Origin of the sequence: Rubellimicrobium sp. CFH 75288 (genome assembly GCF_009904055.1) — a bacterium.
In the GTDB taxonomy this organism is placed as follows: Bacteria; Pseudomonadota; Alphaproteobacteria; order Rhodobacterales; family Rhodobacteraceae; genus Rubellimicrobium.
The window spans coordinates 22,254-43,561 of sequence record NZ_WYDP01000003.1 but is presented as its reverse complement, the minus strand read 5'-3'; the positions used below and the strand labels follow the sequence as shown (position 1 = coordinate 43,561).

Sequence of the window (21,308 nt, the reverse complement as noted above, 5' to 3'; positions counted from 1 at the left end):
CGCGCCGCTCCGGCCGCAGGGGGAGGGGGTCGGGCGCCCGAGGTCAAGCCTCCGCGCGATCCGCCGCCTCGCGTTCCCTCGGCCGCTCGACCGCAACGCGCAGCCCGAGTTCGCGCAGCTGCTGCGGCGTCGGCTCCGAGGGCGCCCCCATGAGCAGGTCCTCGGCCCGCTGGTTCATCGGGAACAGGATCACCTCGCGGATGTTCTCCTCGCCCGCAAGCAGCATCACCGCCCGGTCGATGCCCATCGCGCAGCCCCCGTGCGGCGGCGCCCCGAAGCGGAAGGCGTTGACCATTCCGCCGAAGCGCCGCTCCACCTCCTCGCGGCCGTATCCGGCCACCTCGAAGGCCCGGAACATGATCTCGGGCTTGTGGTTGCGGATCGCGCCGGAGACCAGCTCGTAGCCGTTGCAGGCCAGATCGTACTGGAACCCCAGGACCGCGAGGGGATCGCCCGCAAGCGCCTCCATCCCCCCCTGCGGCATGGAGAAGGGATTGTGCGAGAAGTCCACCTTCCCCGTCTCGGGGTCCTTCTCGTACATCGGAAAGTCCACGATCCAGGCAAAGGCGAAGCGGTCCGTCTCGGTCAGGCCCAGCTCGTCGCCGATCACCACGCGCGCACGGCCCGCGATCCGCTCGAAGCGCTCGGGATGGCCGCCCAGGAAGAAGGCCGCATCCCCCGCGCCCAGGCCGAGCTGCGCCCGGATGGCCTCCGTCCGCTCGGGGCCGATGTTCTTGGCCACGGGGCCCGCGGCTTCCATGCCCCCCTCCGCCTCGCGCCAGAAGATGTAGCCCATCCCCGGCAGACCCTCCTTCTGCGCCCAGGCGTTCATCCGGTCGCAGAACGCGCGCGACCCCCCGCCCGGCGCGGGGATCGCGCGCACCTCCGTTCCCTCCTGCTCGAGGAGCGAGGCAAAGACCTTGAAGCCCGACCCGCGGAAATGCTCGGACACGACCTGCATCCTGATCGGGTTGCGCAGGTCGGGCTTGTCCGTCCCATACCACAGGGCCGCGTCGCGATAGCTGATCCGGGGCCAGTCGGCATCGACCTTGCGCCCGCCCCCGAACCGCTCGAACAGGCCCCGGATCACCGGCTCCATCGTGGCGAACACGTCCTCCTGCTCGACAAAGCTCATCTCCATGTCGAGCTGGTAGAAGTCGGTGGGCGAGCGGTCCGCGCGCGGGTCCTCGTCGCGAAAGCACGGCGCGATCTGGAAATAGCGGTCGAAGCCCGACACCATCAGCAGCTGCTTGAACTGCTGCGGCGCCTGCGGCAGCGCATAGAACTTGCCCGGATGCAGCCGCGACGGCACCAGGAAGTCGCGCGCGCCCTCGGGCGAGGAGGCGGTGATGATCGGCGTCTGGTATTCGCGGAAGCCCTCGCCCCACATCGCCTCGCGCAGGTGACGCACCACGTCCGACCGCAGCACCATCTTGCGCTGCATGGATTCGCGCCGCAGGTCGAGAAAGCGGAAGCGCAGCCGCGTCTCCTCCGGATAGTCCTGATCCCCGAACACCTGCAGCGGCAGCTCGCCCGCAGGCCCCAGCACCTCCACCGCGCGGACGAACACCTCCACCTCGCCCGTCGGAATCTTGGGGTTGACCAGCGACGGATCGCGCGCCTTCACCACCCCGTCGAGGCGCACGCACCATTCCGCGCGCAGCCGCTCCACCTCGGCAAAGGCGGGCGAGTCCGGGTCGGCCAGGCACTGGGTGATCCCGTAATGGTCGCGCAGGTCCACGAACAGGATGCCGCCATGGTCGCGGACGCGGTGGACCCAGCCCGCCAGGCGCACCTCCTGTCCCACATGTTCGGGGCGCAGGTCGGCGCAGGTATGGCTGCGATAGCGGTGCATCGGGGGGCCCTCCGGGACGGTCGCGCCGATCCATCGCAAAGGAACCGGGAAGTCAACCCGCGCCGCCGGGCTCCAGCCGCGCCGGGGCGAGCCCCCGCAGCGCGTTGCCCAGCGCCAGCCGCACCCGGCCCAGATCCCCGGCCCGCAGCACCTCCTCGCGCGCGGCGCCCCGCTCCAGCATCTCCGCACGCAGCACCCCCGGCAGGCAGCCGCAGGACAGCGGCGGCGTCCGCAGACCGTCACCCCGGTCGAAGAACAGCGTGGTGATCGTGCCCTCGCAGACCTCGCCCCGCTCGTTCAGGAACAGCCACTCGTCCAGGTCCGGGGGCAGCGCCGCCCGCGCCGCGTCGTAGAGAGCGCGGCGGGTGGACTTGACCCGCAGCCACGGATCGCCCGAGCGCAGCCGCACCGGATGCACCCGCACCCGCCACAGGCCGATCGGCGCCGGCAGCGGCCCCTCCTCCACGGCCGGCACGCCGTCGCGCCCCAGCGTCAGGCGCAGCCGCGCAGGGCCCCTTCGCCCCGCCCGCAGGGCCGCCGCCGCCGCCCCCCGGTCGAAGGGCCAGCCGAGCCGCGCCGCCCCCGCCGCCATGCGGTCGAGATGACGCGCCTCGCGCAGGGGGCCCCTCCCGTCCCAGGCCAGCGTCTCGATCAGCCGCAGGGCGGGATCGCCGTCGTCGCTCAGCCCGTCGCCGCCTCCAGGAACCGCGCCTTCCACAACGCCTCCTCCCACTCGCCGTCGGCCGTGGAATCGGCCACGACCCCGCCGCCGACGCCGACCGTCACCGCCTCGCCCTCGATCACCACCGTGCGGATCGCCACGGACCAGTCGCAATCGCCCCCCGGCGCCATCCACCCCACCGCCCCGCAATAGGGGCCGCGCGCGAAGGGCTCCACCTCGCGGATGATCTGCATCGCACGGATCTTGGGCGCCCCCGTGACCGACCCGCAGGGAAAGAGCGCGGGCATCAGCCCCGCCAGGGCGGGCCGGGCGGCCAGTCGCCCCGTGACGGTCGAGGTCATCTGGTGCACCGTCGCATAGGGCTCCACCTCGTAGAGCGCGGGCACCGCCACGCTGCCCGGCTGCGCGATCCGCCCGATGTCGTTGCGCAGGAGGTCCACGATCATCAGGTTCTCCGCCCGCGCCTTGGCCGATCCGCGCAGCCCCTCGCGCAGCACCGCGTCCCGCGTGGCGTCCCGGTCGCGCGGCGCCGTCCCCTTCATGGGCCGCGCCGCGATCCGGTCGCCCTCCACCCGGAAGAACAGCTCCGGCGAGAGCGAGGCCACGACCGGTCCGACCCCGAGATCGCAGAACGCCCCGTGCCCCACCGGCCCCGCCGCCCGCAGCCGCCGCCACAGCGCCAGCGGGTCGCCCCGCAGCCGCGCGGCCAGCGGAAAGGTCAGGTTCACCTGATAGCAGTCCCCGGCGGCCACATAGTCGAGCACGCGCGCGATCGCCCGCCCGTAATCGGCCCGCGACACCATCGGCTCGGCCGGGGTCAGGCTTGCCGGACCGCCCGGACCTGCGTCCCGGTCGGGCTCCGGCCCGTCGAACAGCCCCAGCGCCAGAAGCGGCCCCCCGCCCCCGCGCCACACTCCGGCCAGCCGCCGCTCCCAGGCCGCGCCCGCCTCGTAGCCGATCCAGCCCGCGATCCAGGCGCCCTCCGCCCGCGCCCGGTCGGCCCGCGCGAGCGCCGCGCCCACCTCGTCCGGCGTCCGGGCGGCGACCACCTCGCGCGCGGCGGCAAAGCGCGCCGGGCGTCCGCCGGGTCCGTGATCGAGAAGCACCAGGGTCATGCGCCGCCGCCGAGACAAAGCCGCCGCCCCGCTAGGCCCGCGCGCGCCGCGCGTCAACGCGCGGACGCGACCCCTCGGATCGCCCCGGCGACCAGGCCGCCCCGCCTTGCGGCGCGGCCCCCCTCCACTATAAGCGCGCGCGACCTTCACGCGGGGACAGGGCCATGCCGAAGCGGACCGACATCCACTCGATCCTCATCATCGGTGCCGGACCCATCGTCATCGGCCAGGCCTGCGAGTTCGACTATTCCGGCGCCCAGGCCTGCAAGGCCCTGCGCGAGGAGGGCTACCGCGTCATCCTCGTGAACTCGAATCCGGCCACGATCATGACCGACCCGGAAATGGCCGACGCCACCTATATCGAGCCCATCACCCCCGAGATCGTGGCCAAGATCATCGAGAAGGAGCGGCCCGACGCGCTCCTGCCCACCATGGGCGGCCAGACCGGGCTCAACACCGCGCTCGCGCTCGCGGACATGGGCGTGCTCGACCGCTTCGGGGTGGAGATGATCGGCGCGCGGCGCGAGGCCATCGAGAAGGCCGAGGACCGCAAGCTCTTCCGCGAGGCGATGGAGCGCATCGGCCTGCAGAACCCCCGCGCCGAGATCGTCACCGCGCCCCTCGTGAACGGGCGCCGCGACCTGCGCGAAGGCGTGCGCCTCGCGCTCGAGGCGCTCGAGCGCGTGGGCCTGCCGGCCATCATCCGCCCCGCCTTCACGCTGGGCGGCACCGGGGGCGGCGTCGCCTACAACCGCGCGGAATACGAGGCGCTCTGCCGCTCCGGCATGGACGCGAGCCCCGTGGGCCAGATCCTCGTGGATGAATCCCTTCTCGGCTGGAAGGAGTTCGAGATGGAGGTGGTCCGCGACCGCGCCGACAACGCCATCATCGTCTGCTCCATCGAGAACGTGGACCCGATGGGCGTCCATACGGGCGACTCGATCACCGTCGCCCCCGCGCTGACGCTGACCGACCGCGAATACCAGGAGATGCGCAACGGCTCCATCGCCGTGCTGCGCGAGATCGGGGTGGAGACCGGGGGCTCCAACGTCCAGTGGGCGATCAACCCGGCGGACGGCCGCATGGTCGTGATCGAGATGAACCCCCGCGTCTCGCGCTCCTCCGCGCTCGCCTCCAAGGCCACGGGCTTTCCCATCGCCAAGGTCGCGGCCAAGCTCGCCGTGGGCTACACGCTCGACGAGCTCGACAACGACATCACGCGCGTCACGCCGGCCTCCTACGAGCCCGCGATCGACTATGTCGTGACCAAGATCCCCCGCTTCGCCTTCGAGAAGTTCCCCGGCGCCAGGCCCGAACTGACCACCGCCATGAAGTCGGTGGGCGAGGTCATGGCGATCGGCCGCACCTTCCACGAATCGGTCCAGAAGGCGCTTGCGGGGCTCGAGACGGGCCTCTCGGGCTTCGACGAGGTCGCCATCCCCGGCGCCCCGGACAAGGCCGCGATCGTCGCCGCCCTGTCGCGCGCCACGCCCGACCGGCTGCGCACGATCGCCCAGGCCATGCGCCACGGCCTGACCGACGACGAGATCCAGCAGGCCACCGCCTACGACCCGTGGTTCCTCGCCCGCATCCGCGAGATCGTCGCCACCGAGGAGCGCGTCCGCCGCGAGGGCCTGCCCGTCACCGAGGACGGGCTGCGCGCGCTCAAGGCGATGGGCTTCACCGATGCCCGTCTCGCGCGTCTGACGGGACGCGACGAGGGGCAGGTCCGCCGCGCGCGCGAACGGCTCGGCGTGCGGGCCGTCTTCAAGCGCATCGACACCTGCGCCGCCGAGTTCGAGGCCCAGACCCCCTACATGTACTCGACCTACGAAACCCCCGCGATGGGCGAGGCCGAGTGCGAGGCGCGGCCCACCGGGGCGCGCAAGGTCGTCATCCTCGGCGGCGGGCCCAACCGGATCGGCCAGGGCATCGAATTCGACTATTGCTGCTGCCACGCCTGCTTCGCGCTGTCGAAGGCCGGGTTCGAGACCATCATGGTCAACTGCAACCCCGAGACGGTCTCGACCGACTACGACACCTCCGACCGCCTCTACTTCGAGCCCGTCACCTTCGAGCACGTCATGGAGATCCTGCGCGTCGAGCAGGAACGCGGCACGCTGCTCGGCGTCATCGTCCAGTTCGGGGGCCAGACGCCGCTCAAGATCGCGGGCGCGCTCCACGCGGCGGGCATCCCCATCCTCGGCACCACGCCCGACGCCATCGACCTGGCCGAGGACCGCGAGCGCTTCCAGGGCCTCGTGGAGCGGCTCGGCCTGAAACAGCCCCGCAACGGCATCGCCCGCTCCGCCGACGAGGCGCTGGCCATCGCCCGCGAGATCGGATTCCCCCTCGTGATCCGCCCCTCCTACGTGCTGGGCGGCCGCGCCATGGAGATCGTGCGCGACGAGGCCCAGCTCGACCGCTACATCCGCGAGGCCGTCCATGTCTCGGGCGACAGCCCCGTGCTGCTCGATTCCTATCTCGCGGGCGCGACCGAGGTGGACGTGGACGCGCTCTCGGACGGACAGGACGTCCATGTCGCGGGCATCATGCAGCATATCGAGGAGGCGGGCGTGCACAGCGGCGATTCCGCCTGCTGCCTGCCCCCCCACACGCTGCCCCCCGAGACCGTCGCCGAGATCGAGCGCCAGACGAAGGCGCTCGCCCTCGCGCTGAAGGTCGTCGGCCTGATGAACGTCCAGTTCGCGGTCAAGGACGGCGAGGTGTATCTGCTCGAGGTGAACCCCCGGGCGTCCCGCACCGTCCCCTTCGTGGCCAAGGCCACCGACAGCGCCATCGCCTCCATCGCCGCGCGCCTGATGGCGGGCGAACGGCTGTCGGATTTTCCCGTCCGCCTGCCCTACCAGAACGTCTCCTACGACACGCCGCTGCCCTATGCGGACCCGATGACGCTCGCGGACCCGGCGATGCCGTGGTTCTCGGTCAAGGAGGCGGTTCTGCCCTTCGCGCGCTTTCCCGGCGTGGACACGATCCTCGGGCCCGAGATGCGCTCGACGGGCGAGGTCATGGGCTGGGACCGCTCCTTCCCCCGCGCCTTTCTCAAGGCCCAGATGGGCGCGGGCGTCCACCTGCCCGAGGGGGGCCGGGTGTTCGTCTCCATCCGCGACGCCGACAAGGGTCCGACCATGCAGGAGGCCTGCGAGACGCTGCTCGGGCTCGGCTTCACGCTGGTGGCCACGCGCGGCACCGCCGCCTGGCTCGCCGGGCTCGGCCTGCCCTGCGAGACGGTCAACAAGCTCCACGAGGGGGGCCGCACCATCGTGGACCGCCTCAAGGACGGCGAGATCGCCCTTGTCATGAACACGACCGAGGGGGCGCAGGCCATCGCCGACAGCCGCGACATCCGCGCCGTCGCCCTGTCCGAGCGCATCCCCTACTTCACCACCGCCGCCGGCGCCCACGCGGCCGCCCAGGCGATCCGGGCACGGCAGGAAGGCGAGGTCGGGGTGAGGTCGCTGCAGGCGTGAGGCATCTGCGCCCCGGATCGGCCGCCGGCTCGATCGTCGGCCGATCTCGAAGGCATTCACACCGGAATGGCGGGGCGGTTTGTCGAGGCGCCTGCCCCGGACTATCGGAAATATTCCCGGGCCGCCTCAACGGAAGCAAACTCCTTCGGCCCCGTCAGGGTATCTGCGCGGATCACCCCATCATGTCCGATCATCAACGATCATCTCGACCCTGACGATCCTTGATCGTCACCACATTCATGTCCGGTTCCAGGTCTTCCTCCATCTCCGGTTCCAGGTCTTCATCTGCAATCCCTGTCGCCGGTGAAGCTGCGCGTGCTTCACGAAGACTTGTGAAACCTTCGATAATGGCACCGCTGACGGAGAGCACAAAACCAATCCACATGAGGCCACGACTGATTTCGAGCCTGTGGAGGTTCAGGACAGGCTGGCTTTCCATGCCATACCCGCGGACGGATACAGGCGCCCAGAAGATCAACAGCCCGAAACCCGCCACAACGATCAGCCAGCCCCCGATCCATAACGGATGTCGCAACATCTTGGTGAGTTTCCCCCTGTATGCCTCCCCGCCTTCTAATCACAGCCGGCTGCCCCCAACAACAGGCAGCCGACTGACGGATTAATCGTCGATGCCTCAACTGCAGTCGGATCGTCAGGCGGCGTCGAGATTTTTCGCGACGCCCCGCCGCGACGGGCTGACCGGTTCCGGAAAGGCGGCAATCGCTCGCCGCCACTCGGAAAGCTTAACCCTTTCTCAACCTTTTCCTGCTACGACTCACCCCGGGCGCCATCCGGTCCCGCCACCTTGCGGAGGGACAGCCCGGAACCGGGGCGCCTGCGGGGGCTTTCTCCGCCTGCTCCTTGGTTCGGGCCGAACCGGCTGCGCCGGCCCGCGGGGCCACTCCTCCCAACGCGCGTCATGGCACGAAAGCGAGCCATAGGGCCCCCATATTCCGGCCCAGCCGAGAGGAGGGCCGCCCGCGGGGCGCAGTGCGAAGCCCTGGCCTGCAGGCGCGGGCGCCGTCGATCTGCCATTGCGGCAGGGCGGCGAAACCTCTAGGCCGCAGACATGATCACGCAGAAGATGAAGTACGCCCTCAAGGCGCTCATCGTGCTGGCCGAGGCGCGTGCGACCGGCGACGGTGCCCTGCGGATCGAGGAGATCGCCCGCCGCGCGGGCACGCCCAAGCGCTTTCTCGAGCATATCCTGCTCGAACTGCGCGCCGCCGGACTTCTCACCTCCATCCGGGGCCGCGCCGGTGGCTACCGGCTCGTGCAGGAGCCGTCCACGGTCCCGCTGGCCGAGCTTCTGCGCCTGATCGAAGGGCCGATGGCGCCGCTCCCCTGCCTGTCCCGCCGCTTCTATGCACGCTGCGAGGATTGCCGCGACGAGACAGCCTGCCCCATCCGGCGCGTCTTCGGCGAGGTGTTCTGGGCCTACTTGGTGCTCATCGAATCCCTGACGCTGGCCGACCTGTCGACCGAGCCCGGAACGGCCGCCCACGTTTTCGGCGCCTGACCGCAGCCGTGCCGGCCGCGCTGCGCCTCCGCATCTCGGCGGGCTTCCCGACCCCGGGACAAAATCACGATCTCAGCAGGCGAGATTTTCTGCTTGCAAATCTCGACTGATTGAGTCGATATTTGTTGCCACGGGTCACGCGGCCGTGGCCCGACCGACAGGAGATCTCCTATGGGCTATCTGACCGTGCTCGTCTCGCCCTACGTCCTGGCCCAGGGACCTGCCATAGGACGCCTGCCCGATGGTCGCGTCGTGGTCGATCTGGGCCACCGGCACGCCGCAGGCCGGGTGGTGGAGGGGGCGCCGTCGCAGCGTTCCGACCCTCTGCACCATGCCGACCCCGGCGCCCTCCGGGATCTCCGGAGCGCCGCCGCGCTGCCGCTCGCGGCAATATTGGCAGCCGAAGCGCAGACGCCCCCCTGTCGCCTGGACGACTCCGCGTCCGAGATCCGTCGCAAGGCCGAAGCCGTCTTTTCCACCTGACGGCGGACCCGGAACCATCCGCCCGCTGCCCCGCTGTCTCCCGTTGCGCTCTCGATCCCGCCGGGCGTGCCGAGGGCGCCGCTGCCCCCGAGTTCCGGGCCGGACGCCTGCCTCTGCGCGGACCGGAGATCGGGCGGCAGATTGGGGCGCGCCCGTCCCGACGGACGGAACCGACCGGCCCCCCGGCAGGACTGCGGCGCGGGCTTGGTGGTCAAGTCCTGCGGGCTTGTCCGAAGCGCGATGGTGTTCGATGACATCGCCTGCGGCCTTGTGGCCTGCCGTCCTGTGACCCCCCGGCGCGGGAACGGCCCGCGCCTCGTGCACGGCGCCCCTGCGGCCCCAGCGGGGCGCGGTTCGGCCGAATCCGGCCGGCAACGGCGTCTTCGCGCGCCCGGTCTTGCCCCCTGCGGCCGGATCGGGCGCAAAGGACGGGCCACCTGCTCCGGAGCCTGCCCGTGATCCGCCCCATTCTCCGCCTCGCCGCGCTTCTCGTCGGACTCGCAGCCCCCGCCGCCGCCCAGGACCGTGCCGCCGTCGAGCGGCAGTTCCGCGCCTGGCTCGAGGGAACGGTCTGGCCGGTGGCCCAGGCGCAGGGCGTCTCGCGTGCCACCTTCGACGCCGCGCTCGGGGGCGTGCGCCTCAACTGGGACCTGCCCGACCTCGTCCCCCCCGGCACATCCGCCCCGCCCCCCCAGCGCCAGGCCGAGTTCGGCGCCCCGGCCGCCTATTTCGACCCGGCAGGACTCGAGGCCGCCGCCCAGGGCGGACGCCGCATGGCCGCGCGCCACGCCGCCACCCTCGCGGCCGTCGAGCGCGCGACCGGCGTTCCGGGCCACATCATCCTCGCCGTCTGGGGCCGCGAGAGCGCCTATGGCACGGCCCCCCTGCGCCACGACGCCTTCGAGGTGCTGGGCACCAAGGCCTTCATGAGCACCCGCGCCCCCTTCTTCACCGCCGAGCTCGTCGCCGCGCTCCGCGTGGTCGAGGCGGGCCTCGCCCCTCCGGGGGGCCTGCGCTCCTCCTGGGCAGGCGCGCTGGGCCAGCCCCAGTTCATGCCCTCCAGCGTGCTCGCCCACGCGACCGACGGGGACGGCGACGGCCGCGCCGACATCTGGACCTCCGAGGCCGACACGATCGCCTCCATCGCCACCTATCTCGCCCGCCACGGCTGGGTGCGGGGCCGCGACTGGGGCTTCGAGGTCGTCCTGCCCCCCACCCTCTCCTGCGCGCTCGAGGGCCCCGACCAGGGCCGCCCCATCGCCGAGTGGGAGGCGATGGGGGTGGTCCGCGCCAACGGCCGCCCCTTCCCGGCCCACGAACGCGCGGGCGAGGGCTTTCTCGTCCTGCCCGCCGGCCGCCACGGCCCGGCCTTCCTCGTCACGCCCAACTTCTACGCGCTCAAGGAATACAACACCTCCGACCTCTATGCGCTGTTCGTGGGTCATGTGGGCGACCGCATCGCCTTCGGCGCGGGGCCGTTCCGGACGGGCTGGGGGCCGGTGGACCGGCTCGACCGGGCGGGCGTCGCGGCGATGCAGCGCGGGCTCCAGGCGCTGGGCCACGACACGGGCGGGGCGGACGGGCTCGCGGGCTTCCGCACCCGCCGCGCCATCGGCCGCTGGCAGGAGGCGACGGGCCGCGCCCCCACCTGCTTCCCCGACCGCGAGGCCGTCGCCGCCCTCGCCCGCTGAGCCCTCCGCGCGTTGACAGGCCGGGGCAGCGCCGCTAAGGGACGACGCTCGAATGCCTGCGCGCCGGGGCCGGACCTCGCGCGCCCGCCGCCCAAGGAGTCCGCGCCATGAAACGCACCTTCCAGCCCTCCAACCGCGTCCGCAAGGCGCGCCACGGCTTTCGCGCCCGCATGGCCACCAAGTCGGGCCGCAAGATCCTGAACGCCCGCCGCGCCCGCGGCCGCAAGGTGCTCTGCGCCTGAGGCCGGGGGCCTGACGGGGCGCGCGTCATGGGCACCGCCGGACCGCTCGCGGTCCTCAAGCGGCGCGCCGACTTCGTGGCCGCCTCCGCCGCCCTGCGCGCCGGCACGCCAGCGCTCGGCCTCCAGGCGCGCCCGCGCGGCGACGACGGACCCCTGCGCGTGGGCTTCACCTGCTCGCGCAAGGTGGGCGGCGCCGTCGCCCGCAACCGCGCCAAGCGCCGCCTGCGCGCCGCCGCCCGCGCGGTCCTGCCGCGCGAGGGGCGCGCGGGCTGGGACTATGTCCTGATCGGCCGCCCCGAGGAGACGGCCGCCCGCCCCTTCGCCGACCTCCTCTCCGACCTCTCCGCCCTGCTCGCCCGCCTCCACGCCAGGGCCGACGCCGCCGCCCGCCCCGCCCCGCCGCCCCCGCGGGAGGACGCCGCATGACCCCCGCCGCCTGGCTTCTCGCCCTGCCCGTGCGCGCCTACCGCCTGGTCCTGTCGCCCTGGCTCGGCCACCATTGCCGCTACACCCCCACCTGCTCGGCCTACGCGCTCGAGGCGCTCGCCCGCCACGGCGCGCTCCGGGGTGGCTGGCTCACGCTCCGCCGCCTCGCCCGCTGCCATCCCTGGGGGGGCTTCGGCGTGGACGACGTGCCCCCGCCGCGCCGCCCCTCCTGACCGGAGCCGCCATGCTCGACGCCGACCTTCCCCCACCGCTCGAGGACGCCCCCGACGACATCCATCCCCTGTTCGCCGGCGCCCCCCGCACGACCGAGTTCCGCAAGCTGCGCAAGCGGCTCGTGCAGGACGTGCGCGAGGCGCTCGGGCGCTACGCCATGGTCACGCCGGGGCACCGCTGGCTCGTCTGCCTGTCGGGGGGCAAGGACAGCTACACCCTTCTCGCCATCCTGCACGAGCTGAAATGGCGCGGCCTGCTGCCCGTGGACCTGCTCGCCTGCAACCTCGACCAGGGCCAGCCGGGCTTTCCCGCGACCGTCCTGCCCGACTTCCTGACGCGCATGGGCGTGCCCCACCGGATCGAGTACCAGGACACCTACTCCGTCGTCACCGCCAGGATCCCCGCGGGCAAGACCTACTGCTCGCTCTGCTCGCGGCTCCGGCGCGGCAACCTCTACCGCATCGCGCGCGAGGAGGGCTGCCAGGCGGTCGTGCTCGGCCATCACCGCGACGACATCCTCGAGACGTTCTTTCTCAACCTCTTTCACGGCGCCCGCCTCGCCGCCATGCCGCCCAAGCTGCTGAACGACGAGGGCGACCTTCTGGTGCTGCGCCCGCTGGCCCATGTGGCCGAGGCCGATTGCGACCGGTTCGCCCGCGCGATGGGCTATCCGATCATCCCCTGCGACCTCTGCGGCTCGCAGGAGGGGCTGCAGCGCGCCCGCATCAAGGCCCTTCTCGACGAGTGGGAGCGCGCCCATCCCGGCCGGCGCGCGGCGCTCTTCCGGGCGCTCTGCTCGGTCCGCCCCTCGCAATTGCCCGACCCGGACCTGTGGGACTTCGCCGCCCTCGTGCCCCGGGGGGAAAGTTTGCCCGAGGGGGCGGCATCTTAACGGTTTGGTAGGATTCTCTCCCGTAGATTGTGGAAACCGGGGCCGGGCCCCGGCTCCGAACGGGAGGGTCCCAGCCCATGCCGAATCCCCGCGACTGCGCCCGCCGACTCTGGCTTCGCCTGCGTGCGCAGCCGGCACTGCTGTCGCTGCCGGTCCTTGCGGCTCCCGTCCTCTTTGCCACCGGGGGTGCGGTGCCGGCCGCCGTGGGCAGCCTGACGATCGCGGCGGCCCTGCTGGGGATGGCCGCCGCTGCGGCGCGCACGCCCTGCCCGGACCGGGATGCCGCAACCGGCCTGCCGCGGCGGGGGGCCGTTGTCGCCGCGCTCGACCGCTGGCTGCCGGACGCCGCGCGCGGGGGCGGAGCCACCGCCGCGCTGGTCGTGGAAATCGACCGCTTCAAGCTTCTGGAGGAGCGGCACGACCACCCCGTGCTGGATCGCCTCCTGTCGGTCACCGCGGCCCGGCTGGGCGGGGTGCTGCGCGGCAGCGACGTCGTCGCGCGGCTGGACGGGCCCTGCTTCGCCGCCGCCCTGTCGCCGGCGCGCCGCATGGATCTCGAATCGGCCATCCAGCTGGCCGGGCGGCTTCAGCGCACGCTCAGCGAACCCGTCGCCGTCGGCGGCTTCGCCGTCCACCCGACCGTGTCCATCGGCTTCGCGCTTCCCGCCCGGCTTCAGGCCCCCACGGGCGAGACGCTGCTCCAAGCCGCCGCGCTCGCAGCGATCGAGGCGGGGCGCCACGGCCCCTCCGCGATCCGCTCCTATTCGGAGGCGATGCGCCGCCGCGCCATCACCCAGGGCAGCCTCGGCGAGGAAGTGGCCGCCGCCCTCGACCGGGGCGAGGTGCGGGCCTTCTTCCAGCCCCAGATCTCCACCCGCACGGGCGCGATCACGGGGTTCGAGGCGCTGGCGCGCTGGGTGCATCCTGCCCGCGGACTCCTGCCGCCGGGCGAATTCCTCCCGGCCGTGGAGGAGGCAGGCCTCATGCCCCGCCTGGGCGAGGTGATGCTGTCGGAGGCGCTCTCCGCCCTGCGGCGGTGGGACGGGCTCGGCCTTGCCGTCCCGCGGATCGGCGTCAACTTCTCCTCGGCCGAACTCTGCGATCCGCGTCTCCTGGACCGCATCGGCTGGGAGATCGAGCGCTTCGACCTCACCCCGGACCGCCTCGTGGTCGAAGTGCTCGAAACCGTGGTCGCCGCACGGCCCGATGACATGGTGATCCGCAACCTCGCCGGGCTGGCGCGGCTGGGCTGCTGTCTCGATCTCGACGATTTCGGCACCGGACATGCCTCGATCAGCTCCATCCGCCGCTTCTCCATCGAGCGCATCAAGATCGACCGCTCCTTTGTCGCCCGCATCGACGAGGATGCCGAGCAGGCGCGGATGGTGGGCGCGATCCTCACCATGGCCGAACGCCTTGGCCTCGACACGCTGGCCGAGGGGGTGGAGACGGCCGGCGAGCGGACCATGCTCGCGCGGCTGGGCTGCGGCCACGTCCAGGGTTTCGGCATCGCGCGACCCATGCCGCTCGAGGAGACGGAGGCCTGGATCCGCGGCTGGGACGCCGAGCGAGAGGGGGGACCGTCCCACCTGCGGGTCGTCTGACGGGGTCGCCGCGCGGCCGGACGTCACAGGGTGCCTGCGGCACGAAAGGTTGATCGCGTCCGGCACGGGGTGGCGCGCGGCGCGGTGCCGCCCGGGGGGCGAAAGCGCTTGACCTTTCGGCCTGTCGGGTCTTGAAGCACTCGATCCCCGAGCGGCCTGCGTGACTCCGATGGACGACCAGAACAAGAACCTCATCCTGGCGACGGCGCTCAGCTTTCTCGTCATCCTGACGTGGTTCCTGATCTTTCCGCCGCCGGAGCAGGCCCCGAGCCCCGACCCCTCGACCGTGACCGCCGGCACCGTGCCCGCCGAAGTCGCAGCGCCCGATGCCGGCGAGCCGGGCGCCGCGCTCGGGGCCGCGCTGGAGGGCGGTCCCGCGATCGAGGCGCCGCGCATCGCCATCGAGACGCCCTCGCTGACCGGCTCGCTGTCGCTGCGCGGCGCCAGGCTCGACGACCTCGCCCTGCGCGGCTACCGCGTCACGCTCGACGATCCGGCGCTCGTGCGGCTTCTCACGCCGCCGGGCTCGGCCTTCCCCTATTACGTGGTCCAGGGCTGGGCCGGGGGAGAGGGGCTCGGGCCCGACGCCACGCCTGGCCCCGACACGCTCTGGCGGCTGCGCGACGGCGCACCCCCGACCGACATCCCGCCCGAGGAGGGCAGCCCGCGCGCCGACGCGCCCGTTCTCGCCACGCTCACGCCCGCCGATCCCGTGACCCTCGAATGGGACAACGGCGCGGGGCTCACCTTCGTGCGCACGATCAGCGTGGACGAGAACTTCATGTTCACGGTCGCCGACCGGGTGGAGAACACGGGCGACACGGCCGTCACCCTCTCGCCCTACGGCTTCATCGCCCGCGACGGGCGCGAGCCGACCAGCGGCTTCTTCATCCTGCACGAGGGCGTCGTGCGCATGTCCGACGGCCGCCTGCAGGAGATCAGCTACGGCAACCTGCCCGACCTCGACCCCGCCCCCGACGGCTCCCGCCAGGAGGCCGTGGAGGTGACGCAGAACGGCTGGATCGGCTTTACCGACAAGTACTGGATGACCACCCTCATCCCCGAGCCGGGCACCCCCTTCCGCTCGGTCGCGCGCTTCATCCCCGGTCAGGACGTGTTCCAGACGCTCGCGCGCAAGACGCCCGAGACGCTCGCCCCGGGTGCGGCACTCGAATACAGCACCATGATCTTCGCCGGCGCCAAGGAATGGGCGACCATCCGCGACTATCAGCGCGCGGGCGTCTACCGCTTCGTGGACTCGATCGACTGGGGCTGGTTCTGGTTCCTGACCAAGCCCATGTTCTGGCTGCTCCACCACCTCAAGCTGCTGATCGGCAACATGGGCTGGGCCATCATCGGCCTGACCGTGGTCATCAAGGCGCTGGTCCTGCCGCTCGCCTGGAAGTCCTATGCCGCCATGGCGCGCATGAAGGAACTCCAGCCCCAGATGGAGGCGCTGCGCGAGAAGGTGGGCGACGACCGCCAGGCGCTCCAGCAGGGGATCATGAAGCTCTACCGGGACAACAAGGTGAACCCGGCCGCGGGCTGCCTGCCCATCCTGATCCAGATCCCGATCTTCTTCGCCCTCTACAAGGTGATCTTCGTCACGATCGAGCTGCGCCACGCCCCGTGGATCCTGTGGATCCGTGACCTGTCCGCGCCCGATCCGACCTCGATCCTCAACCTGTTCGGCCTCCTGCCCTGGGGCACGCCGGGACAGGATTCGTTCTTCTTCATCTTCTCTCTGGGCGTGCTGCCGATCTTTCTCGGCATCTCCATGTGGCTCCAGCAGAAGCTGAACCCCCTGCCCCCCGACCCGACCCAGCGGATGATCTTTGCCTGGATGCCCTGGATCTTCATGTTCATGCTGGGCAGCTTCGCCTCGGGCCTCGTGCTCTACTGGATCGCCAACAACATCATCACCTTCATCCAGCAATACCTCATCATGTGGAGCCACGGGACGCGACCCGACATCTTCGGCAACATCCGCGACGGCTTCCGCAAGGCCCCCCGGCCCGCCAACGGGCCCGAGCCGCCCAAGGGCAAGTGATGCTCCCCTTCCCCGAGGCGCCCGCCCCCGACCCGGAGGCGGCCGAGCGCGGGCGGCTCCTGTTCGCGGGGCCCATCGACTTCCTCAAGGGCGCCGTCGCCATGGACGGCCTGCCGCCGCCCGACCGGGCCGAGATCTGCTTCGCCGGCCGCTCCAATGTCGGCAAGTCGAGCCTCATCAACGCGCTCGCCGGCCGCAAGGGGCTCGCCCGCGCCTCCAACACACCCGGCCGCACGCAGGAGGTGAACTTCTTCGCGCTGGGCTCCAGCCACTACCTCGTGGACCTGCCCGGCTACGGCTATGCCGAGGCGCCGCTCGCCGTGGTCCGCCGCTGGCAGGCGCTGCTGCGCGACTACCTCTCGGGCCGCCCCTCCTTGCGGCGGGCCTTCGTGCTGATCGACTCGCGCCACGGGATCAAGGCCGCCGACGCGGAGATCCTGTCGCTTCTCGACCGCGCCGCCGTCCCCTTCCAGGCCGTGCTGACCAAGGCCGACAAGATCGGACCCCGCGTGCGGGCCGCCACGCTGGAGGGTGTACGCGCCGCCCTGCGCGCCCATCCGGCCGCCTATCCCGAGCTCGTCGTCACCTCCTCCGAGACGGGCGAGGGCATCCCCACGCTCCGCGCCGCCATTGCCGCCATCGCCTGAAGGCCCGCCCATGAACCGCGACTGGATCGCCACCGCCCGCACCCTGTCCGAGGCGCTGCCCTACCTTCAGCGCTATTCGGGCGCGACCGTGGTGGTGAAGTTCGGCGGCAACGCCATGGGCGACGACGCCGCCATGGCGCTCTTCGCGCGCGACATGGTGCTGATGCGCCAGGTCGGCATCAACCCCGTCGTGGTCCATGGGGGCGGCCCCATGATCAATGCCATGCTCGACAAGCTGGGCATCGAATCGGCCTTCGTGCGCGGCAAGCGCGTGACCGACCGGGCCACCGTGGAGGTGGTCGAGATGATCCTGTCCGGCCTCGTCAACAAGCGCATCGTCCAGGCCATCAACGATGCGGGCGGCCGCGCGGTCGGCATCTCCGGCAAGGACGACGACCTCATGGTGTGCGAGGCCGACGACCCCGAACTGGGCTTCGTCGGCCGCCCGGTCGAGATGAACGTCCAGGTCCTGCGCGACCTCACGGCCGCCGGGATCATCCCCGTCGTCGCCCCCGTCGCCACGGGCACCGCCGACAACGAGACGTTCAACGTCAATGGCGACACGGCCGCAGGCGCCATCGCGGGGGCCCTGCGCGCCGACCGGCTGCTGCTGCTCACGGACGTGCCCGGCGTCAAGGACCGCACGGGAGAGGTCCTGCGCGAACTGACGGCCGAGGGGCTGCGTGCCCTGATCGCGGACGGAACTGTGACGGGCGGCATGATCCCCAAGGCCGAGACCGCCCTCTACGCGCTCGAGGCCGGCGTGCGCGCCGCCGTCATTCTCGACGGCCGCCTGCCCAATGCCGCGCTGATCGAACTCTTCACCGATGCGGGCGCGGGCACCATCGTGCGCGGCCCCGAATCGGACGCCCGGCGCCGGCGGCGGTAATGGAGCGCGCGGCGGACCAAGGCCTTCCCGCCGCCCCGCCGCCGGGCGCCGACCCCTTCGCCCGCCTCGCCGCTCTGGCTGCCCCCCACGGCCTGCGGCTGGCCGGAATCGCCCCGCTCGAGGCCGGGGACGGCCTGCCCCCGCGCCTGCGCTCGGCCGCCCTTCTCGCCCCGGACGAGCCCGGCTTCTGGACCCGCTTCTCCGCCTCGCCCGAGGCGGGGGACGGCCGCCCAGACCCGCTCGACCGCTGGTCGCACCGGGTCATCGGGCGGCTCGCCTGCGCGCTGGGGGGGAAGGCGGCCTTTCCCTTCGGCGGTCCCCCCTGGCGGCCCTTCATTGCTTGGGCGCTGCGGACGGGGCGGATCTGGTCCTCTCCCGTGGGCCTTCTGGTGGACAACACGGCGGGCCTCTGGGTGTCGCTGCGCGGTGCGGTCCTGCTCCCAGACCCGGCCCCGCCTCCGCCGGCCGAGAGCCCACCCTGCCAGGGCTGCCCCGCTCCCTGCCTTTCCGCCTGCCCGCCCCGCGCGCTCACGGCGGCGGGCTACGACGTGCCTGCCTGCCATGCCTTTCTCGACGGCCCTGCGGGGGTGCCATGCCGGACGGATGGCTGCCGGGTCCGCCGCGCCTGCCCCGTCGGACAGGGCCGTCGCCCCGCCGCCCAGGCGGCCTTTCACATGAGGGCCTTCCACCCATGACCCTGCGCCTTGTCCTCATCCGGCACGCCAAGTCCGACTGGGGCGACCCGACGCTGCCCGACCATGCCCGCCCCCTCAACCGGCGCGGCCGGCGCGACGCGCCGCGCATGGGCGTCTGGATCGCCGCGCAGGGCGCCGTGCCCGCCCGCGTCCTGTGCTCGGACGCCGTCCGCACGCGCGAGACGCTGGCCCTCATGCTGCCCGCCTGGAGCCCCGCGCCCGAGGTCGAGCATCGCGCCGCCCTCTACCACGCGACCCCCGAGGCGATGGTGTCCCTTCTCGAGGCCGAAGCGACCGCCTCGCCGCTCGCGCTGGTCGGGCACAATCCCGGCCTCGGACAGCTCGCCGCGCGTCTTGCCCGCCGCGCGCCGGACCACGCGCGCTGGCACGACTACCCGACCTGCGCCGTCGCCGTGCTCGACTTCGCCATGGCCGACTGGTCCGCCCTGCGCGACGGCCAAGGCCGGGTCCACGCCTTTGCCGTCCCCGCCGACCTGCCGCGGGAGGGCCGGCCGCGTTAACCGGATCTTAACCCCCCGGTGCTATACGGAGGAGGCCGGGGGCGAATCGCCCCCCTCCCCCTGGCGGGGAAGGGCGCCATGCGCCCCCGGCCTCACCGCCACGGACGCCCCGCGCGCCCGCCCCATGCGCTGCGGCGCTCAGTGCCCCAGGATCTGGCTGAGGAACAGCTTGGTCCGCTCCGACTGGGGATTGTTGAAGAAGGCCTCGGGCTCGTTCTGCTCGACGATCTGGCCCTGGTCCATGAAGATGACGCGGTCCGCCACCTGCCGCGCAAAGCCCATCTCGTGGGTGACGCAGAGCATCGTCATCCCCTCCTGCGCCAGCTCGATCATGGTGTCGAGGACCTCCTTGATCATCTCCGGGTCCAGCGCGCTCGTGGGCTCGTCGAAGAGCATGATCTTGGGCCGCATGCACAGGCTGCGCGCGATCGCCACGCGCTGCTGCTGCCCGCCCGAGAGCTGGCCGGGATACTTGTTGGCCTGCTCGGGGATGCGGACCTTGCGCAGGAAGTGCATGGCCGTCTCCTCGGCCTCGCGCTTGGGGACCTTGCGCACCCAGATCGGCGCCAGCGTGCAGTTCTCGAGGACGGTCAGGTGCGGGAACAGGTTGAAGTGCTGGAACACCATCCCCACCTCCGAGCGCACCTTGTCGATGTTCTTGAGGTTCGAGGTCAGCTCGGTGCCGTCCACCACGATGCGGCCCGACTGGTGCTCCTCCAGCCGGTTGATGCAGCGGATCAGCGTGGACTTGCCCGAGCCCGAGGGCCCGCAGATGACGATCCGCTCGCCCCGCATCACCGTCAGGTTGATGTCGCGCAGGACGTGGAACTGGCCGTACCACTTGTTCATGCCGGTGATCTGGACCGCCACCTCGCCCAGGGCGGGGCGCGGGGCGGGATCGGCAAGGGCGGCGTCGGTCATGGGTCTCTCCGGCGGAAGGGGTTTAGGTGGCGGGACGGTGCTCGCGCTCCAGCCGGCGCTCGAGCCAGATGGAATAGCGCGACATGGCGTAGCAGACGACAAAGAACACGATGGCGATGAAGACATAGGGCTCCCAGTAGATGCCGTTCCACGCCGTCGTCGCGCGGATGGAACCCGTCAGCCCGATCGGGTCGAACATCCCGATGAACGCGACCAGCGTGGTGTCCTTGAAGAGCCCGATGAACGTGTTGACGATGCCGGGGATCGAGATCTTGAGCGCCTGCGGCAGGACCACAAGGCGCATGGACTGCCAGTAGCCCAGGCCCAAGGCATCGGCCGCCTCGAACTGGCCCTTGGGCAGCGCGGCCAGCCCGCCGCGGATCACCTCGGCCAGATAGGCGGCGGCGAAGAGCGTCACCATGATGATGACGCGCAGCATCAGGTCGAAATTCGTGCCCCGCGGCAGGAAGTAGTTGAGCAGAAGCTGCGCCGTGAACAGCCACACGATCAGCGGCACGCCCCGGATGATCTCGATATAGACCACCGCCACGGTGGAGATGATCGGCATCTCCGACCGCCGCGCGAGCGCGAGCAGCACGCCGAGCGGCAGCGACAGCACGATCGCCGACAGCCCGATCACGAAGCTCAGGGTAAAGCCGCCCATGTCCTTGGACAGAACCGGCTGGAGCGCGAGCGGCACCCCCCGCGCCAGCGTTCCGGCCAGGGGCCCGGCGATCCACCACCACCAGAGTGCCGCCGCCGCGACCCCCGCCGCCAGCGCGAGGCCCGCCCCCGCCCCGCCCCGCCGCGCCAGCAGCCAGACGCCCCAGCCCAGCGCGAACCCGGCCGCCACCGTGGCCGGCCCCCAGAGCGATCCGCCCCAGAGCAGCCAGTAGATCACGAAGGGCGCGGGCGGCAGCAGCCACAGCATCCGCCGCGGCAGGGACGGAAACAGCACCGGCATCACCGCCACCAGGAACACCGCCAGCGCGACGGGCGGCCGCCAGTAGCCCGATTGCGGATAGAACCCGAACACGAGCTGCGGCCAGCGCTCGGCGATGATGGCCCAGCAGGCGGCCGGCACACCCGGCCCATAGAGTTCGTCGCGCCGCGCGCGGCATTCCGTCAGGCTCGAGGCGTCCCAGATCCCCCGCCAGGCCCAGGGCAGGAACCCGCTCAGCGCCCACCAGATCGCCACAAGCGACAGCACGGTGAGCGCGACGTTGAGCGGCCCCCCCAGAAGGTTCTCGCGCAGCCAGCGCACGGCCCCCGTCTCGCGGACGGGCGGCGGGACCGGAGGCAGCATCGTGTCGCGGGAAAAGGCGACGGTGCGGGCATGGGTGTCCGACAC

20 protein-coding genes are annotated in these 21,308 nt (G+C 72.0%); 14 read left to right on the top strand and 6 right to left on the bottom strand.

All coding sequences use genetic code 11. The annotated features are described in order from the left end of the window. Positions 1 to 43: 43 nt before the first annotated feature. The 3 genes from aspS to GT358_RS03500 are packed head-to-tail and all read right to left on the bottom strand — an operon-like array spanning position 44 to position 3,646. A complete protein-coding gene (gene aspS / locus GT358_RS03510) occupies positions 44 to 1,855 on the bottom strand; it encodes an aspartate--tRNA ligase (protein ID WP_166581208.1) in 1,812 nt (603 codons plus the stop codon). Between the two features lie 52 nt (positions 1,856 to 1,907). Then, positions 1,908 to 2,573: an aminotransferase class IV family protein gene (locus tag GT358_RS03505; RefSeq protein WP_371416209.1), complete on the bottom strand. Its 666-nt coding sequence runs from the start codon at positions 2,571 to 2,573 to the stop codon at positions 1,908 to 1,910. After that, positions 2,537 to 3,646: an aminodeoxychorismate synthase component I gene (locus tag GT358_RS03500; RefSeq protein ID WP_371416226.1), complete on the bottom strand. Its 1,110-nt coding sequence runs from the start codon at positions 3,644 to 3,646 to the stop codon at positions 2,537 to 2,539. Before GT358_RS03500 ends, GT358_RS03505 begins: the two co-directional genes overlap by 37 nt. Before the next feature lie 170 nt (positions 3,647 to 3,816). On the opposite strand from GT358_RS03500, the gene carB reads away from it, so the two are divergent. Next, positions 3,817 to 7,143 (top strand): carbamoyl-phosphate synthase large subunit, encoded by a 3,327-nt coding sequence (gene carB / locus GT358_RS03495; RefSeq protein ID WP_166581206.1) that lies wholly within the window; start codon positions 3,817 to 3,819, stop codon positions 7,141 to 7,143. Between the two features lie 193 nt (positions 7,144 to 7,336). Here carB and GT358_RS03490 read toward each other — a convergent pair whose 3' ends face one another. Next, positions 7,337 to 7,681 carry a hypothetical protein gene (locus GT358_RS03490; protein WP_166581205.1) on the bottom strand — a complete coding sequence of 115 codons (345 nt, stop codon included), beginning with the start codon at positions 7,679 to 7,681 and terminating at the stop codon, positions 7,337 to 7,339. 531 nt (positions 7,682 to 8,212) lie between these two features. On the opposite strand from GT358_RS03490, the gene GT358_RS03485 reads away from it, so the two are divergent. The 13 genes from GT358_RS03485 to GT358_RS03425 all read left to right on the top strand — a co-directional run bounded on the left by GT358_RS03485 (position 8,213) and on the right by GT358_RS03425 (position 19,036). Further along, positions 8,213 to 8,662 carry an Rrf2 family transcriptional regulator gene (locus tag GT358_RS03485; RefSeq protein ID WP_166581204.1) on the top strand — a complete coding sequence of 150 codons (450 nt, stop codon included), beginning with the start codon at positions 8,213 to 8,215 and terminating at the stop codon, positions 8,660 to 8,662. Between the two features lie 171 nt (positions 8,663 to 8,833). Beyond that, the gene (locus GT358_RS03480) at positions 8,834 to 9,145 is read left to right on the top strand and encodes a hypothetical protein (protein ID WP_166581203.1); all 312 of its coding nucleotides are present in this window, start codon (positions 8,834 to 8,836) and stop codon (positions 9,143 to 9,145) included. Between the two features lie 455 nt (positions 9,146 to 9,600). Then, positions 9,601 to 10,836: a lytic murein transglycosylase gene (locus GT358_RS03475; protein ID WP_371416208.1), complete on the top strand. Its 1,236-nt coding sequence runs from the start codon at positions 9,601 to 9,603 to the stop codon at positions 10,834 to 10,836. Between the two features lie 107 nt (positions 10,837 to 10,943). After that, positions 10,944 to 11,078, top strand: a complete 135-nt coding sequence (gene rpmH / locus GT358_RS03470) for a 50S ribosomal protein L34 (protein ID WP_166581202.1) — start codon at positions 10,944 to 10,946, stop codon at positions 11,076 to 11,078. A 27-nt stretch (positions 11,079 to 11,105) separates the two neighbouring features. Beyond that, positions 11,106 to 11,504, top strand: a complete 399-nt coding sequence (gene rnpA, locus GT358_RS03465) for a ribonuclease P protein component (protein WP_166581201.1) — start codon at positions 11,106 to 11,108, stop codon at positions 11,502 to 11,504. After that, complete coding sequence (yidD, locus tag GT358_RS03460) at positions 11,501 to 11,737, top strand: membrane protein insertion efficiency factor YidD (protein WP_166581200.1); 237 nt, start codon at positions 11,501 to 11,503, stop codon at positions 11,735 to 11,737. The genes rnpA and yidD overlap by 4 nt, the downstream gene beginning before the upstream one ends. Positions 11,738 to 11,748: 11 nt before the next feature. After that, positions 11,749 to 12,630: a tRNA 2-thiocytidine(32) synthetase TtcA gene (gene ttcA, locus GT358_RS03455; protein ID WP_166581199.1), complete on the top strand. Its 882-nt coding sequence runs from the start codon at positions 11,749 to 11,751 to the stop codon at positions 12,628 to 12,630. Positions 12,631 to 12,707: 77 nt separating this feature from the next. Beyond that, a complete protein-coding gene (locus GT358_RS03450) occupies positions 12,708 to 14,234 on the top strand; it encodes a bifunctional diguanylate cyclase/phosphodiesterase (protein WP_166581198.1) in 1,527 nt (508 codons plus the stop codon). Positions 14,235 to 14,403: 169 nt separating this feature from the next. Further along, positions 14,404 to 16,284, top strand: a complete 1,881-nt coding sequence (yidC, locus tag GT358_RS03445; protein WP_166581197.1) for a membrane protein insertase YidC — start codon at positions 14,404 to 14,406, stop codon at positions 16,282 to 16,284. Beyond that, positions 16,281 to 16,931: a ribosome biogenesis GTP-binding protein YihA/YsxC gene (gene yihA, locus GT358_RS03440; RefSeq protein WP_166581196.1), complete on the top strand. Its 651-nt coding sequence runs from the start codon at positions 16,281 to 16,283 to the stop codon at positions 16,929 to 16,931. Before yidC ends, yihA begins: the two co-directional genes overlap by 4 nt. A 10-nt stretch (positions 16,932 to 16,941) precedes the next feature. Further along, on the top strand, positions 16,942 to 17,820 hold the full coding sequence (gene argB / locus GT358_RS03435) for an acetylglutamate kinase (protein WP_166581195.1): 879 nt from the start codon (positions 16,942 to 16,944) through the stop codon (positions 17,818 to 17,820). Continuing rightward, positions 17,820 to 18,515 carry a ferredoxin gene (locus GT358_RS03430; protein WP_166581194.1) on the top strand — a complete coding sequence of 232 codons (696 nt, stop codon included), beginning with the start codon at positions 17,820 to 17,822 and terminating at the stop codon, positions 18,513 to 18,515. The genes argB and GT358_RS03430 overlap by 1 nt, the downstream gene beginning before the upstream one ends. Further along, on the top strand, positions 18,512 to 19,036 hold the full coding sequence (locus GT358_RS03425; RefSeq protein ID WP_166581193.1) for a histidine phosphatase family protein: 525 nt from the start codon (positions 18,512 to 18,514) through the stop codon (positions 19,034 to 19,036). Before GT358_RS03430 ends, GT358_RS03425 begins: the two co-directional genes overlap by 4 nt. 138 nt (positions 19,037 to 19,174) lie before the next feature. Here GT358_RS03425 and GT358_RS03420 read toward each other — a convergent pair whose 3' ends face one another. Next, entirely contained in the window at positions 19,175 to 19,957 is a 783-nt protein-coding gene (locus GT358_RS03420; RefSeq protein ID WP_166581192.1) for an amino acid ABC transporter ATP-binding protein, read from the bottom strand. A gap of 22 nt (positions 19,958 to 19,979) precedes the next feature. Then, positions 19,980 to 21,308: an amino acid ABC transporter permease gene (locus GT358_RS03415; RefSeq protein WP_166581191.1), complete on the bottom strand. Its 1,329-nt coding sequence runs from the start codon at positions 21,306 to 21,308 to the stop codon at positions 19,980 to 19,982.